The sequence below is a fragment of the Bacillus sp. FSL K6-6038 genome (assembly GCF_038050455.1).
Lineage (GTDB): Bacteria > Bacillota > Bacilli > Bacillales > Bacillaceae_G > Bacillus_A > Bacillus_A pseudomycoides.
Genome location: NZ_JBBOUH010000001.1, coordinates 3,654,132 through 3,669,938, shown reverse-complemented (window position 1 = coordinate 3,669,938; position 15,807 = coordinate 3,654,132). Strand labels below are relative to the sequence as shown.

General features: G+C 33.3%; 20 protein-coding genes. 18 read left to right on the top strand and 2 right to left on the bottom strand.

From position 1 onward, the window contains the following. The 7 genes from NSQ40_RS19255 to NSQ40_RS19225 all read left to right on the top strand — a co-directional run bounded on the left by NSQ40_RS19255 (position 1) and on the right by NSQ40_RS19225 (position 3,574). Positions 1-945: a DnaD domain-containing protein gene (locus NSQ40_RS19255; RefSeq protein ID WP_098158923.1), complete on the top strand. Its 945-nt coding sequence runs from the start codon at positions 1-3 to the stop codon at positions 943-945. Next, positions 942-2,267, top strand: coding sequence for a replicative DNA helicase (dnaB, locus tag NSQ40_RS19250; RefSeq protein ID WP_098114358.1), 1,326 nt, complete (start codon positions 942-944; stop codon positions 2,265-2,267). The genes NSQ40_RS19255 and dnaB overlap by 4 nt, the downstream gene beginning before the upstream one ends. After that, the gene (locus tag NSQ40_RS19245; protein WP_098114357.1) at positions 2,267-2,455 is read left to right on the top strand and encodes a hypothetical protein; all 189 of its coding nucleotides are present in this window, start codon (positions 2,267-2,269) and stop codon (positions 2,453-2,455) included. Before dnaB ends, NSQ40_RS19245 begins: the two co-directional genes overlap by 1 nt. Continuing rightward, positions 2,430-2,717 (top strand): hypothetical protein, encoded by a 288-nt coding sequence (locus tag NSQ40_RS19240; protein WP_098114356.1) that lies wholly within the window; start codon positions 2,430-2,432, stop codon positions 2,715-2,717. Before NSQ40_RS19245 ends, NSQ40_RS19240 begins: the two co-directional genes overlap by 26 nt. Then, complete coding sequence (locus NSQ40_RS19235) at positions 2,692-3,054, top strand: cell division protein SepF (protein WP_098114355.1); 363 nt, start codon at positions 2,692-2,694, stop codon at positions 3,052-3,054. The genes NSQ40_RS19240 and NSQ40_RS19235 overlap by 26 nt, the downstream gene beginning before the upstream one ends. Positions 3,055-3,128: 74 nt before the next feature. Beyond that, positions 3,129-3,320 carry a DUF3954 domain-containing protein gene (locus NSQ40_RS19230; protein ID WP_098114354.1) on the top strand — a complete coding sequence of 64 codons (192 nt, stop codon included), beginning with the start codon at positions 3,129-3,131 and terminating at the stop codon, positions 3,318-3,320. Positions 3,321-3,388: 68 nt separating this feature from the next. Next, positions 3,389-3,574, top strand: a complete 186-nt coding sequence (locus NSQ40_RS19225) for a hypothetical protein (protein WP_341286142.1) — start codon at positions 3,389-3,391, stop codon at positions 3,572-3,574. A 768-nt stretch (positions 3,575-4,342) separates the two neighbouring features. Here the strand turns inward: NSQ40_RS19225 and NSQ40_RS19220 are convergent. Next, positions 4,343-5,527 (bottom strand): protein kinase domain-containing protein, encoded by a 1,185-nt coding sequence (locus tag NSQ40_RS19220; RefSeq protein ID WP_098114353.1) that lies wholly within the window; start codon positions 5,525-5,527, stop codon positions 4,343-4,345. 320 nt (positions 5,528-5,847) lie between these two features. Here NSQ40_RS19220 and NSQ40_RS19215 point away from each other — a divergent pair, with 320 nt between their 5' ends. The 3 genes from NSQ40_RS19215 (at position 5,848) to NSQ40_RS19205 (ending at position 8,042) form a co-directional block, all read left to right on the top strand. Further along, positions 5,848-6,894 (top strand): hypothetical protein, encoded by a 1,047-nt coding sequence (locus NSQ40_RS19215; protein WP_098114352.1) that lies wholly within the window; start codon positions 5,848-5,850, stop codon positions 6,892-6,894. Positions 6,895-7,032: 138 nt separating this feature from the next. Then, positions 7,033-7,503, top strand: a complete 471-nt coding sequence (locus NSQ40_RS19210; protein WP_098114351.1) for an ArpU family phage packaging/lysis transcriptional regulator — start codon at positions 7,033-7,035, stop codon at positions 7,501-7,503. Then, complete coding sequence (locus NSQ40_RS19205) at positions 7,500-8,042, top strand: site-specific integrase (protein WP_098114350.1); 543 nt, start codon at positions 7,500-7,502, stop codon at positions 8,040-8,042. Before NSQ40_RS19210 ends, NSQ40_RS19205 begins: the two co-directional genes overlap by 4 nt. A 371-nt stretch (positions 8,043-8,413) precedes the next feature. Here NSQ40_RS19205 and NSQ40_RS19200 read toward each other — a convergent pair whose 3' ends face one another. Continuing rightward, positions 8,414-8,767 carry a WGxxGxxG family protein gene (locus NSQ40_RS19200; RefSeq protein WP_098114349.1) on the bottom strand — a complete coding sequence of 118 codons (354 nt, stop codon included), beginning with the start codon at positions 8,765-8,767 and terminating at the stop codon, positions 8,414-8,416. 345 nt (positions 8,768-9,112) lie between these two features. On the opposite strand from NSQ40_RS19200, the gene NSQ40_RS19195 reads away from it, so the two are divergent. From NSQ40_RS19195 to NSQ40_RS19160, 8 genes are all read left to right on the top strand, one after another. Further along, positions 9,113-9,628 carry a DUF3231 family protein gene (locus NSQ40_RS19195; protein ID WP_003199577.1) on the top strand — a complete coding sequence of 172 codons (516 nt, stop codon included), beginning with the start codon at positions 9,113-9,115 and terminating at the stop codon, positions 9,626-9,628. A gap of 641 nt (positions 9,629-10,269) precedes the next feature. After that, positions 10,270-10,458, top strand: coding sequence for a hypothetical protein (locus NSQ40_RS19190; RefSeq protein ID WP_231398641.1), 189 nt, complete (start codon positions 10,270-10,272; stop codon positions 10,456-10,458). Between the two features lie 480 nt (positions 10,459-10,938). Beyond that, positions 10,939-11,208 carry an HNH endonuclease gene (locus tag NSQ40_RS19185; protein WP_180229605.1) on the top strand — a complete coding sequence of 90 codons (270 nt, stop codon included), beginning with the start codon at positions 10,939-10,941 and terminating at the stop codon, positions 11,206-11,208. A gap of 2 nt (positions 11,209-11,210) precedes the next feature. Beyond that, entirely contained in the window at positions 11,211-11,525 is a 315-nt protein-coding gene (locus NSQ40_RS19180; protein ID WP_097794285.1) for a hypothetical protein, read from the top strand. A 187-nt stretch (positions 11,526-11,712) separates the two neighbouring features. Then, a complete protein-coding gene (locus NSQ40_RS19175) occupies positions 11,713-12,234 on the top strand; it encodes a P27 family phage terminase small subunit (RefSeq protein ID WP_097794284.1) in 522 nt (173 codons plus the stop codon). Next, positions 12,218-13,870: a terminase TerL endonuclease subunit gene (locus NSQ40_RS19170; protein ID WP_098114347.1), complete on the top strand. Its 1,653-nt coding sequence runs from the start codon at positions 12,218-12,220 to the stop codon at positions 13,868-13,870. Before NSQ40_RS19175 ends, NSQ40_RS19170 begins: the two co-directional genes overlap by 17 nt. Positions 13,871-13,886: 16 nt before the next feature. After that, positions 13,887-15,086 (top strand): phage portal protein, encoded by a 1,200-nt coding sequence (locus NSQ40_RS19165; protein WP_098114346.1) that lies wholly within the window; start codon positions 13,887-13,889, stop codon positions 15,084-15,086. Further along, complete coding sequence (locus tag NSQ40_RS19160) at positions 15,046-15,792, top strand: head maturation protease, ClpP-related (protein WP_341286141.1); 747 nt, start codon at positions 15,046-15,048, stop codon at positions 15,790-15,792. The genes NSQ40_RS19165 and NSQ40_RS19160 overlap by 41 nt, the downstream gene beginning before the upstream one ends. Positions 15,793-15,807 lie beyond the last annotated feature (15 nt).

The following is a 15,807-nucleotide window of genomic DNA, read 5'->3' as shown; positions in this document are numbered from 1 at the left end:
ATGGCAGTTTTTAGACCAGTACAAGTTTCATTTTGGCAGGATGCAAAAGTTATTGAGGAGATGACTCCGGAAGATAAATTATTTAATCTGTATCTTCTTACAAACCCATGTACTACTCAAATTGGTGTGTACCAAATCACCAAAAAGCAAATGGCTTTTGATTTAGGTTACTCCATGGAAAGTGTTAATTCACTCTTAGATCGTTTTGAAAACCATCATAAATTAGTTAAGTATAATCCAGAAACACGCGAACTTGCGATTATCAACTGGGGGAAATACAACCTTAATAGAGGGGGGAAACCAATTGAGGATTGTGTTCGCAAAGAATTGGATGGGGTAGCTGATATAAGTCTTGTTAGTTTAGTCGCTCCAAAAGTTAAAAATGATAAAATCCGTGCTATTTTTGAAGAATTTCTTGCTGTTAACGATACGTGCCACGATACGTCCACGATAAGGGGGGAAAAAGAAGAAGAACAACAAGAAGAAGAACAACAAGAAGAAGAAAAAGAAGAACAACAACAAGAATGCGCGAATGAAGTTGTTGAAATTAATCCAATTTCTTTTTACGAACAAAACTTCGGATTCATTACACCTTTTATCGCAGAAGGCATTAACGCATGGGTAGATGACTTAAATGCAGAGTTAGTTGTTAAGGCAATGGAGATCGCTTTAGATAAAAATACTAGAAACATGTCTTACGTAAATACGATTTTACGAGATTGGCATCTTAAAGGCTTGAAAACAGTAGCCGATGTTGAAGTAGCTGATAAAGCATTTCGTGATAAACGATCAGCACAAGCAAAGCAACAACCTGTATATCAATCGGTAGCTATGTCTGAATCTACTAAGCAAGTGTTACAGCAGCAGGAATCATGGAAACAAAACATTCCTACAGACGAGGAACTTGCAGCACTTAACCAACAGAATGGATGGATGATGCAATGAGTAACGAAGTCATTCGTAATGTAGACGCTGAACAAAGTGTTTTAGGTAGCATCATCATCGAAGGAGATTTGATTAAAGACTGTCAGTTAAAACCAAATCAATTCTCTCTTACAACTCACCAAGTCATTTTTAAAGCGATGAGAGAACTAGAGGATGCTGAAAGTCCTATCGATTTAGTGTCGTTAATTGCAAAATTTGAAGAAAGCTTCATGAATCAAATTGGTGGTATTGCATTTTTTGTTAATTTAACTGAGGTCATTTCTACAACAAAAAATTTCTCTTATCACGAGAGCTTAGTGATAGAAGTGTGGAAGATGCGACATGCTCAAGAGGTTGCTGGTAATCTATATAATCGCCTTCAGAAAGACAAAGATATTAGTGCAATTAGTAATACAATCGATGAATTAAGTACGATTGAGGAAACAGGTTATTCAGAGGATTTTAACCTAAGAGAAACACTAGTAGATCTATATAAAAAAATGCAAATTGATGTTGGGGATTTAACTGGTATCAACACTGGATACAACGATTTGAATCGGATGACAGCTGGTTTACAAGCAGGTGATCTAATCATTGTGGGAGCTCGTCCTTCAATGGGGAAAACAGCGTTTGTATTAAACATCGCTTATCATGCAGCAAGCTCAGATACAGCAACAGGGATTTTTTCATTGGAGATGGGACGAGAGCAATTGATTAAGCGAATGATTTCAAGTACTGGAAATGTAGATGCTACGAAATTAAAGAATCCTAAAAAGTTATGCAACCTTAAAGATTGGGAAAAGATTAGCCAGGCAATGGGATTGATAAATAATTTACCACTAGAAATATACGATAAAGCAAATGTGACGATGCAAGAAATTTACGCAAAGACTAGGAAGTTGAAACGTAAATATCCAGATAAAAAAGTATTAATAGCGATTGATTATTTACAGCTTATTGTTGGTGATCCGAAGCATCGAGGGAATCGCATGCAAGAGATTGGTGAGATTAGTCGGAAATTAAAACTGATGGCTAGAGAATTGAATGTATGTGTAATTGCTTTATCACAGTTGAGTCGTGCTGTTGAGAGTCGGCAAGATAAACGACCGATGTTATCGGATTTACGTGAAAATGGACAAATTGAGCAAGATGCGGACTTAATTGCGTTCTTATATCGTGAAGATTATTACGATGCTGAGACAGCGAATAAGAATGTGATTGAAATCATTCTAGCAAAGCAAAGAAATGGTCCTGTGGGTACAGTAGAGCTGGCGTTCATTAAAGAGTTTAGTAAGTTTGTTAATTTAGAACGTAAATTTAATGAGCAGCAGGAGGCTAGATGATGTTATTACGACAGGAAGTTGAAAGAAGAAAATTGTTGATTATTCGTAAATTACTAGGTTTAGGATTATCTGAAATAAACGGACAAACATTAGACCAATTAACGTTAACGCAGCTTGAAGGGATTTTAGCAGCAAGCTTGCAAGTGCTGGAGGGAACAAAAAATGATTCTAACAAGAAATTGGCGTAATGGAGATACGATTCATCTCAAACGTAAAAAATTTAAAGATATCCTACATGCCGTACAGGATTTAGAAAAACGAGGATATTCATGTGTTCATCCGATTAGATCGTTAGTGCAGCGACAGAGAGAATTCATTCATAAGCGAACGAATGGAAAGATTAGCACAGCTAATTATAGCTTTAAACAAACGGATGCTGATACTTGCTATGTAGTAATGATGCGAAAAGAAAAGAGTGAAGAACATGCCGAAGCAATTAACAATTTTTGATGTGGAGCCTGTTGTTTCATTTGATTCTAAGAAAGCAACAATCCACCGTTTGAATTCAAAAGTATGTTTTGCTGATGTAGTTGTGCAAATACCACGACAAGCCAAAGCAATTGATGAATTAAAACCATCACCAGCACCTGATGAACGCTACGAGTTATTTGAAGATTATTCAATTGGGATTTGGCGTTACAAACGAGTGGAGGATAAACAATTTGAATATGAAGAAGCTGAAGAAATGTGTAAACGGGCACGAGATGAAAAAGAGCCGATTCCAATACGGCTTCATTTATCTCTTGAACAAGCATTTGTTCCAGAAAACGTTGTGCAATATTTGTAGACAAATAAAAAAAGCCGAGACTACTCCCGACTTACTTCGACAAAGTAATTATAACACATTTGGGAGTGGTTTCGGTGGCGATTATTAAAGAAAACGTTACAGAAATGAAGGCTGAAATTTCTTTAGTAGAAAATATGATTTACGTCGTGAAAGATGGACAGATTCATTCGATTGAACCACCGTCAACTGGTCATGGTGAACAATCATTTGTATATAAAGCTGGTAAAGTAGCGCGTATGGAAGAACGGAAAACGCAGTTAATCTAAAACATAGTCACAATACCATCAATTTGAATTTTATTAAAAAAAGGGAATAGAAAATGTACAAAAAGATCGTGGAATATGATTCTAAGCCATTTATGGAGGATGCTAGTAAGTGCAAGTTAATAAAAGAAATTGAATCAACGAAATTCAACTTGATTATTGATGGAAAGACGTACAGAACATGTGCTGGTTCTCCTAAAGAAGGAATTCTTGCAGTTGAAGAGATTAATTTTATAGTGATCCAGAAATTGATGTGAGAAACGATGATGGTTTGGAATGTCCGTTTTGTGGAGATGTCGATTATGATGGGCACGAACTTAGAGAAGATGAAGGTACTACAGATTGCATAAATTGCGGTTCGGAAATCAAGTACGTAAGAAATACTGTTATGAACACTTTAGGCGAATGTGAGGAAGTTATTTATCATACAGCTCCAATTAAATTGAAAGAACCAATTAAGCTTTAACAAAAGCGTTATTTGAGAGCAAAGGCAGCTAGGGAATCCTAACTGCCACAGACTTCAAATCATACGCATTATGTAGTTTAGATTAATATTCGATATAAAGTGATTGTAACGGCTATTAGAATTAAAAATTCAAATAAAATCATAGAATATTTTTTCTTAGGTTTTCGAAATTCTTTTATTAAGCCCAATATTGCGCCTATACCAAAAATAATATATAGGCAAATTATCATGGTTTCTATCATTTTTAACACTCCTAATTAATGGTTAATTATATTGTATAGCTATTAATTCGAATGTTAAGAAACTTTAATGGGAATTAAGGTGAATTTAAACAAAATAGGTATTTTGAAGAAAGGTTCAGAAACAAGCTTATGAGTAGTGCACCAGGTAAGAGAAGCAAGCCCAGCTACGCAATTTGATACGTGACTGGGACAACTCTTCCAGATGGAATTCCTAGAATTAGTCACGAAATACGCTAATCAAGTGTTTTGTTACCATATTATAGGTGTTGTAATGCGGTTTTTAGTGAGAAAGGGAGTGAAATAAAGGAAAAATATACTTATAAAGTTTGTCTTATTTTATTAAATGCATCACGAAGTTCCTTGGTATTCTTGTACCGTTCGTTAATATTGTCAGCTATTCCTTTGTTAACAAACGCTTCGAATTCAGCACTTGGAAAGGATTTAAGTTTTCTCCTGCCTGTTACAATGAAGTAAATTAATCTTGTTAGTGCGTATGTTTCATGCCTGATTTCATAGTTAGCGAAACCTTGTAGTTCTAACTTTGGATCATTAAATGAACCTTTTAATTCTGTATTTTTGCTGGTAAGCTGGCTGTCTTGGCGTTTTACTAAGCCGAAATCAGAAACTTTAATTATATCTAATTCATCATACTGCTTAATTAAAATGTTATTTGGAGAAATATCTCTATGTAAAATATTTTTATTATTAATATAAATAAAGGCTTCAAAAATTTGTTTAATAAGACTAAGGCGCTTTGATTTGCTTAGAGTATTATTGTTCTTTGAAATATAGGAGTCTAGTGAATCGTTTGCGTACTCCATTATGTATTGATGGTTTTCTTCATCAAATGTGTATACCTCGAGGATATACGGAGATTTAAGTTTTTTCATTTCTTCAAATTCAATTCGGAATCGTTCATATTCCTTAGGAGATAGATTATTATTAGCTTTTTTTACAGCAAAAATGCGGTTGTAATACTCATCTTTATATTTATGGACAGTCGCATAGGAACCTTGACCAATCGCTTTCATAGGATATAAAATCTTGCTTGTTGACCTTGTTATTGAAACAGCTGATTGCAAACTAAATATAGGATTTATCTCAATAAGTTTTATTTTTTTGAAGTCATGGGGGATAGGACTTCCACCGCTACTCTGTAAAAAATCATCACATTTTGCTAAAACATCTTTGTAATAAGAATCTATATCAAAGCTATAAGGTGAATTTTTTAAGGTGGACTGCACAGTTCGATACTCTTCAATCAAATATATAAGGTCACGACTTTCGTCTGCAGTGTAATGACCGTTATTCAGTCGACTATTCATGTATTTTAGTAAACTATTAAGTTCAAAGTGGAATAAGGAAAAAAAACGTTGTAGAGTATCAGGGAATTGGTCATAGAAATCTATGAACCTGTTAATATTTTGATCGCCAAACCTTTCAGTATATTCGTCTATTTTGTATTTTAAATATGGGAATACTTTTTCTTCGACTAAAACCATTTTACTAACCCCTTTAATGATATTTTTATTAGATATAATTTTATCAGAAAAAGGTTATATTTAGTTATAATAATTTAAGAATTTGAAGAAGATGTTGATGAGCCAGGGGGAGAAGTTAATCCGTATATAGAGAAGTAGCTAAGATTTGCTCAAAACCATTTGAAATTGAAGGGACGAGATGGAATTAATTCTTTAAGAAATACAACAAAACAATCCTTTATTACAAAAATGGTGAACTGATAAAAAAGACCTCCTAAATTATGGTATCATTAAGCTTGTGTTAGGTTAATATTTTAGTCTAATAAAAAGGAGAAGTATATATGGATTTATTTAGTGTAGAAGTTAAAGAGAAGAGATTACATTCGAACTTTAAATATTTACAAGGAGATGCAGAGTTAAGAGCGGTTTTAAATAATTGGGTTATTGGTTTTGAGGATCGTGATAACAAATTTGTAAAAGAGTTTCAAACAACTTTTAATTCTTCATTTTGGGAATTGTATTTACATGCGTGTTTTAAAAACTTAGGCTTTAAAATTGATTATTCCCATTATGCACCAGATTTTTATTTAAAGTCTAGAAGAACAAAAACGAATTTATTAGTTGAAGCGGTTGCGACAAACACTCCTGAAAATGGTACACCTGAATATGAAAGAATTGAAGAATTGAATCGTTTATATAAATCTGGTGATGATTATAATAAAATACACAGCGAGATTGTACATCTGGCAACAGAAAGAATAGCAAATAGTATTAAATCCAAATGTGAAAAATATGAAGATAGTTATTCGAGTATGGAACATGTGCAAGGAAAAACATTTATTTTAGCAGTAGGAAGTTTTGAACAACCATTTTTCTATCTACAAGGTACAGCAGCTATTGAAAGAGTTCTATATGGTTTGATTAAAGCTGAATATAGAAATGATCGGCCATATTTTGAGTATTCAAATCATATTATAAAAAAGAATACAGATCCAACTAAAAAAGTGAAAATCCCAGTAGGGATATTTAATGACGATAAGTATAGTTATATTAGTGGTATATTATTTAATCCTATAGCTACAGTAGGTAAAGCCCGTGCCTTATCAATAAATAAAGGTAAAGATATTGCGTTTCAAACATACAGGTATAATGATTATGATACTAAGGGGGCAATGAATATTGAACCGCATACTAAATATCGTGAATCCTTATTGGATGGGACAAGTTTATACTTAAACCCATATGCTAAAAATCCAATTGATATTAAAGATTTTGATAATCCTGATATACAAATAAGTTTTGATAGAGATCATATTAAAACAAAACATAATTTTTTGATTTCTAGAACAGTGTTGAATGTTAAAAGTGGAAAACCAGATATTGAATAAATATTTTATAAAGTAAATATAGTCCTACTGGAAGAACCAGCGGATATCAGACTATAAAGAGCGAGTTGTATTGCTCTATAGTTTGGTGTCCGCTTTTTTTGTTTTTATTAACAAATAGATAAGGGGTGTTTTTTATATATGACGCAATTAACTTTCTTACCTAAAATTGATCGTAAAGCAACGCAGGTTCGTTTAGAAAAGATTCTTGAAAATGTACGTATTTATAGACAATTCGGGATGATTAGAAATGAGATGAAGGTAACAGCATCTTGTGAAGTGAGATATCATGGTCCAACAAATATAGTAGGAAAACCAGCTGAAGATGTTGCCCTAGCAAATGTTGCAATGAATGAAAGAGAAATGAAATTACAGCGTTTATCATTTCAAATTGATAAGGCGTTAAGTCGCTTTAGTAAGCATCAAAGAGATATTATTGTAAAACGTTATTTGGAAGATGAAGATGTTTTTGATTACATGGTTTATAACGATATTGGTATGAGTGAACGTACATATAGAAGAAATAAATCTAATGCTTTTTACAAACTAGCTTTCGCACTTAGGTTAGAAGTATACGAGATGGAAAATCAGAATGAGGGGGATAATCTATGAATTTTGTTCAGCCAATTCGTGATCCAGAGCAAATACAGCAGATTAAAGAATATTTGAGGGAAAACAATGAACGGAATTATATTTTGTTTGTAATGGGAATTAACACAGGATTACGTATTAGTGACATTCTAAAATTGAAGATATGTGATTTGAAAGGTAGCCATATTTCAATGAGAGAAAAAAAGACAGGCAAACAGAAACGTATTCAATTAACTCTAGCTTTAAAAAGAGAGTTACGTTGGTATATTGAAGAAAGAGATGACAGTGAGTACTTAATTAAGAGTCGTGAAGGTACTAATAGACCAATTGGGCGCAGCATGGCTTATAAGATACTCAGAAGCACAGCAGAAGAGTTTGGATTGAAGGAAATAGGCACTCATACATTACGTAAAACATTCGGGTACCATATGTACATGCAAACAAAGAATATCGCTTTACTTATGGAGATATTCAATCATTCATCAGAGAAAGTTACATTAAGATATATTGGCGTAAATCAGGATGCAATGGATAAAGCTATGACACGATTTAAAATATAGCAACATCTTTTTTATTTTTTTGATTTTTATAATTACTCATTTTTTATGTGTTGTGTAATTCGAAAGGGGAAGTTTCATAAAGCCATAAGTACCAAGGGATGTGGCGTAAGGGGCAGTTACACAAAATATAAGATATGGGTAAGTGAAGTAACGGCATAAAAAAGAAGCGTAGTTCGTCAAATGAACGTACCGCTCCATTACCATCAAGCTAAGAAATTCATTGTTTCTAATTAATGGTATCCGTTTTCAAGTAATTATTATTGACTTTGAAAAAATAAAAAATCGCCTTATTAAAGGCGATTTTTTATTTATTTTGCATGTTTTTAATAAATAAGTATCTTTTAAAGTTAAATGTAATGTTCTATTCTACATTAACGTCTTTCTGGTTCTTTTTCTTTTTTTCTAAGACCGAATAAACCTAATAGTCCTAATAAACCAAGCCATGCCCAATTATTATTTTTACGATTAGTATTCAAATCATTTGTTGTATTCACATTTCGAGTTCTAGTATCATAATTAACTCTATTCATGTTATTGTCATTAACTCGAGTTCTAGTATCATAATTAACTCTATTCATGTTATTGTCATTAACTCGAGTTGTAATATTATTATTGTTGTTAACTCTATCCGTATTATATCCATCGTATTCAGCATGGATGCTTGTACCAAAAACCATAATAGTTAGTAATAGGGCACCTAAAATAGATGACAGTTTTTTCTTCATGGTTTTCCCTCCTTTCATATTTAGTAATGTCTCCAGTTCCTTTAGACAATATTCGTTTAAGAATATATAAATCCATTTGAGTTAAAATTATGATAAATATCTTTAATTTCTATTATTAAAAGTACTGATAATAATGGATTATGTTAATTGAAATATATGTGTTATTTATATGAATAAATTTTTTGTAGCAGTACATTCTATAAGGTGTAATTACTATATATGGGTAAGGTGTGCCTTATGAGTTATAAGAACTTATTTTCTTTAACCCGGAACATGGTTGGGAAAATTTTTTCTATAGTAAGCATTTTTGTTAAGAGTTTAATTTCTTTAAGGAGGAGTATTTTTATGGGTGTTTTAAGTGGAAATCCACAAAATGAACCAATGCACTACGGAGAAGTCTTCGGGATTTGGAGTTATCTTGCAGCAGCACAAGGTGCAATTGCTGGCTATCAAGTTCTCATTAACCATACAGGAGATGAGGACTTAAAGAAATTTTTAGAAAACCTTGTAGAGAATGATATCCAATCAGAAGTTGAAGAATTAAAAAATTTATTAAAATTAAATGGTGTTGCATTACCGCCAGCACCTCCAGAAAGACCAGTTGCATCTATTGAAACTATTCCACCTGGTGCTCGTATAAATGACGCAGAAATTGCGGCAACGGTTTCTGCAGGTCTTGCAGCAGGTTTGGTAGCATGTAGCCAAGCTATGGGACAATCACTTCGAGAAGATGTAGGAATGATGTTTGGTCAATTTCATATGAAAAAAGCACAAGCTGGAGCTATATTGCTTCGTCTGAATAAGAAAAAAGGTTGGATTATTCCGCCTCCATTACATGTTCTACAATCAGATCAAGCATAATACCTAAATGAAAATTCAATTTATTCTTTATGGCTGTTGCAATGAGCTTGTCTAGGGAAATAAGGATTATTGACAAATTAAAATAAGTGGCAGAGTCGTGACCGCTTTTTGGCAGTAAATGTGCCGGTTGTTTTGGAATTACCGTGTTATATTTGTATTGTGAGTAATGGCGGAAAACATTGCTCACAAGGATTCTTTTATAAAATTCTAAACGGCTTCATATTGACGGCATAATTTAAAATCCGTAACCAGCTTTAATGGTACTGATTGAATGATATCGTTAATATAGGAGGGCTTTTTGCTCTTCTCTCAGGAACTTGATACTGTGTAGATGCAGTTGTGCAAACAACATTGGCTTCTTGAGAAAAGAATAAAACTTCATTTACCGTATTAAAATTACAAATTAATAAGTAGTGATATAGCATCCATTCGGGTGCTTTTTTCTTTGTTATATAGAAATTACACATTAAACTAGTGAACATTTGAATGAGACAAGCATATACTACTTGTACCTCATTAACTTTAGTAGCCTTGACTTTCGTTAATGGGATTCTCGTAATCCCTTAAAAGGAGCGCTCGCGGAAACGGGTGCTCTTTTTATTATATAAAGCGGATAGTTTTAACAGAAAGGAAGATAAATGATGGACGAAATACAACGATTTATTGCTAACAATACACATCAACTTGGATATATTATGGAAGAAGCTAGCAGGAAGTGGAAAGAGCAAGACCCTAAAGGCGCCTTGACAGTGGGACCATGTAAAGGAGTTATAGATTCTTATGGTAGTTATTATGATCTTTTAGAAAAGTTAGCATGCCTTCAAGAATGAAAGAACATTAAGCATAATAATTAAACCAATATCAATTATCCTAGGCGCTGCCGTTATCGGTTTAGCGTCTTATTTTATTGTGAGGAAGTGATGGGGTGTTTTGGTTAGGAGGTCTTATGGGATACTTCATAGGTACACTTGTTACTTTATTAGTAGTATATTTTGGTTATCGCATTGGTGAGGATAAAGAAGGTTAAGGGGTGAAGGAATGAACATTAATATTGAATCACTTAGAGAAGCCTTTAACAAGTTAATGTATGAATTATATAAAGTAATCTCTCAGTTGTTTTCTAGCTACTGGGAACAAATTAAAGAACTTTCAGCAAAGTATATGGAGTATAAGTTGGAACGTCCAGTATATGGATACGTTAAACATAAAGTAATAAGATCACAGGTTATGAATCGTAAGCCTATCTGTGTACGAGCAAGGACGGTGTGCTAATGATTGACTATATTAAACTCATAAGAGAAGGAAAACTTATGAAGTTCTATAAGTCTAAAGAGTGGAGAGAGCTAAGGCTTAAAGCTTTAAAGCGAGATAACTATGAATGTCAGATGTGTAAGTCAAAAGGTAAATACAAACCTGCTGAGAATGTACATCATCTTAAAGAAGTAAAGACGCATCCACATTTAGCATTAGACTTGGATAACTTACAATGTTTATGCATTCGATGTCATAATGAAGTACATGATCGGTTAGATAAGATTGAGAAGAAGAAACCTAAGTTCTTGAATGAGGAACGGTGGTAGCTATGATTATTGTGGATGGTAGTTGGACATTCGATACTAACTTAATGATTCAATATGCTGATACTGATAAGGAAGAACGAACTTCATATGAACGTGACATGTTGAATCAGTTTAGAAAGTATTCTTACTGGCGATACTGTCAGATAAGAGACTGTGTTAATTCAAGGAAGTGCAAACGACTTAAACTTATTGATGTAAGAGAAAGATTGCAAGATGAAGAGAAATTAAAATTTACTATAGATATTCTAAAGATTTCTAGTGAAGAAGTCTTTTTTATTTTAGATTTTATCGAAACATACTTTGAATTAGTTTCCTAAAACCCCCCGGTCAAAAATTTTAGCTTTTTTCTGGGGAACCATTCAACGGGGAGGGGACGTCGAAAAAAATATTTTTTGATTTTCTCACGTGAGGGGGAGGGGTGCACACAAAATACAGGGTGCATCCTTTTTAAATTCGTTTAAAACCGCCTCAAATTCGATGTATGGAAAGAGGTGGTGAATATGGATGGATAATAATGCGACACCTCAAGAAGCCGCTCACAGTGACTATTTAAGCGGTATGAAGTATAAGGACATTGCAGAAAAATATGCTGTTTCTATTAATACCGTAAAGTCATGGAAAAAGAGATATGGGTGGCAAAGAGAGGGTGCACACAAAGTTCAAAAGGTTGCACCTAAAAAAACAAGGGTGCACACAAAACCAAAGCCGAAAATAAACAAGCTAAAAGAGACTATCAAACAGGATTTAATGAACCAATTAGAAGAAAACGGAACATTTGGCGCACATTATACTGATTTAGTATCTGACTATATGGCACTTTGGGACATTAAAAACAATCTCATTCTTGATATAGAAGAAAGGGGTGTTGTTGTTGATTGGTCGAATGGAAAGCAAAGGGGCAAAAAGAAAAATGAAAGTATTAGTGAACTAAATAAAACGAATGCTCAAATGCTTAAACTTTTAGCAGAACTAGGATTGAAAGCAACAGAAGTAGATAAGGATGATGATGATGACGAAGACGTATAATTATCACCCCTACATTGATGATTACATGAGAATGGTTGAAAATGGAGAAATTCAAGCTTGTAAAGAACAAAAACAGCTTATGGAATTTCTACGATGGAAATTAGATCAACCAAACGTTGTAATAGATGCAGAAGCAATTGAAAAATCAGTGAGTGTTCCAGCACCTTATTTTCCTTTTCAATTATTCCCTTGGCAGAAGTTTTGCAATGCATTTATATTTGGCGTTCGTTATGATGATGGTCGATTGATGTTTGATCGCTTTTTTAATTTATTAGGGCGTGGTGCTGGTAAGAATGGTTGGATGGGTTATGATAGTTTTTTTATGCTGACATCACACCATGGAATACCAAACTACGATATTGATATTGTTGCAACATCAGAAGATCAAGCAAAAACCTCATTCGAAGATGTTTACAATGTTTTAGATGATCCAAAACATAAGAAAAAAATGAAGAAGAATTTTTATAAATCTCAAACATTGATTCAACATAAGCGTACAAAATCAAAAATGAACTACAATACATCAAATGCTAGAACAAAAGATGGTAAGCGTTCTGGTATTGTTATTTTCGATGAGATACATGAATATGACAATTACAAGAATATAAAGGTATTTACTTCGGGTCTTGGTAAAAAGAAAGATCCACGTATTTTCTATATCTCTACAGATGGTTATGTTCGTGGTGGCGTTCTTGATGATTTAAAAGAAGAAGCCAGAGCGGTATTAAATAAAGAGTTGCCAGATTCCACTTTATTTCCGTTCATTTGCAAGCTAGATGATCCAACAGAAGTAGATAATGAAGAAATGTGGGAAAAAGCAAATCCATCATACCGATACAATACGTCTTTGCAACAAAAGATGCGTCAAGAATACTACGATATGCAGAAAAATAGTTCATTACGTATCGAATTTATGACAAAACGAATGAATTCACCAGTAGAGGATTCTAGAAAAGAAGTTGCAACCTATGAGGATAGATTAGCAACGGATCAACCTTTTCCAGAGAATCTAAAAGGTATTGATGCAGTAGGCGGTATTGATTTTGCAGATGTACGAGATTTTTGTTCTGTAGGTTTGCTATTTAAACATGATGGGAAAAGGTATTGGAAGCAGCACACGTTCATTCATCATATGGCTTTAAAATTACAGGATATCAACCCCGATATTATTGAAATCGCAAAAGAAAAAGGATTATGTACGATTGTTTATGATAAATCCATTGATGCAGATCGTGTTGTAAATTGGTATTTAGAACAAGCTAAGATATTTAATATCAAGAAAGTCGCTTGTGATAGTTTCCGTGCTTCTATATTAGAGGAAAAATTCAAGGAAACAGGGGTTCCCTTAGAAGTTGTAAGAAGAGGACCAATTACACATGCAAAATTAGCACCTTTAATTGATGAAATGTTTATTAAACAATTAATTATATTTAGTGATGATCCATTAATGCGTTGGTATGTAGGGAATGTTTATGTAGATGAAAAAGGGAATGGTAACAAAGAGTATTGCAAGATTGATAAAGAGAAACGGAAAACAGATGGTTTCTTTGCTTTTACTCATGCTTTAACACAAGATAGTGAATTAACAGAAGTAAAACCACTTTCTGTTGGTGCATTTAAGGTAAGAACTTACTAGAAAGGCAGGTGAGGGAATGGGGTTAATTGATTGGATTGGTGGTTGGTTTGGAAAAAGGAGCAGGGCAGATTTAAAAAGCTGTTTTTATGAAGTTTCCATTGATTACTTCTTTAAAAAACTGGCTGTTAATACTTGTGTAGATTTAATTGCGAATACGCTTGTTCGTTGTGAATTTCAAACATTTGAAAAAGGAAAAGAAGTTCGAAAGGGAAATCACTATTTATTTAATGTGCAGCCCAACCAAAACCAAAATGCTTCACAATTTATGCATAGTTTAGTCTCACATTTAATTTATGATAATGAGTGTTTAGTAATTATGCATAACGATCAACTATATATTGCAGATAGTTTTAGCAAAGAAGAATTTGCATTAAAAGAAAATATATATAAAGGCGTTACTGTTAAAAACTTCACTTTTACCGAAAAGGTATTTAAAGAGAGTGAGGTTTTTTATTTTCAATTAAATGATGAAAATATCATGAATGTAATTGATGGTTTATATAGCAGCTGGGGAAAATTAATTACTTCTGCTACAAGTATTTATAAGCGTTCTAATGCAATGCGTGTTGTGGTGAAAGGTGAATTTTTAAGAGCGCAAACACCAGAAATGCAACAACAAATGGATGCTATGTTCAATGAACAGTTTAAAGCGTTTTTTGAAGCAGATAATGCAGGTGCTGTGTTCCAGTTACAAGATGGATATACATTAGAGGATTTTAGTAACACTTCCAAAGGAAATAAATTAGATAGTCGAGATATTAAAGCACTTGTTGATGACATTATTGATTTTGTTTCAATGGCTTTTCATGTACCAAAAGGAATGTTAAAAGGTGATGTTGTCGATGTCTCCAAGCAAACAGATAATTTCCTTATGTTCTGTATTAATCCGCTTGTAGAATTTATTGCAGATGAAATTAATCGTAAGTTTTATAAGAAGGAAGAGTACTTAGAACGAACATATTTAAAGATAGATACAAGCCGTATTAAATATGTAGATATTACACAGCTAGCAAGTGCTTGTGATGTGTTCTTTAGAATTGGTGCAAATTCAATTAATGATATTTTACGGATGTTAGGACGTGAACCAATTAATGAGGAATGGGCAAATAAGCGGTATGTTACGAAAAACTATGAATCAGTTGAAAATGCAGCAGCATTAGGGGGAGGTGATGAGAATGACAGTAACGGAAATTCTGAAAATCAAAAATCGATTTGAGGTACTTAATAGCGCTAATACTGAAGAAGCAGACTTATATATGTATGGAACTATTTCAGCGTATTCTTGGTATGACGGTATCTCAAGTAGTAAAGTGCGAGAACAGTTAAAGAATATTACAGCCAAAACAATTAACGTTCACGTCAATAGTGGTGGTGGAGATGTATTTGAATCAATTGCTATCTCTAATTTATTAAAAAATCATTCTGCCCAAATCGTTATTCACATTGATGGTTTGGCAGCAAGTGGAGCATCTGTTATTGCAATGGCAGCCGATAAAATTATTATGCCGAAGAATACAATGATGATGATTCATAGAGCGTGGACATATGCAGCTGGTAATGCTGAAGATTTACGAAAAGTAGCTGATCGCCTTGATAAAATTGATACTGCAGTAACAGAAAGCTATACTTCACGATTTGTAGGAGAAAGAAACGAATTAGAGGAATTGTTAGCAGAAGAAACTTGGTTGACTGCTGAAGAATGTAAAACATTTGGCTTCTGTGATGAAATTGTAGATGAGATTGAAATACCAGAAGAAGATAATGAAGAAGATGAAGATGATGAAACAACAAAAGAAAAAATATTAAACAAATATATATCATCAGTATCAGCTAGTATAAAAGAAGAAAACCAAGAAAATACGAACAATACTAAAAATGCTTTATTTACATTACTAACGGCATTGAACACTTCCAAAAGGTAGTGTTTTTTATTTTGC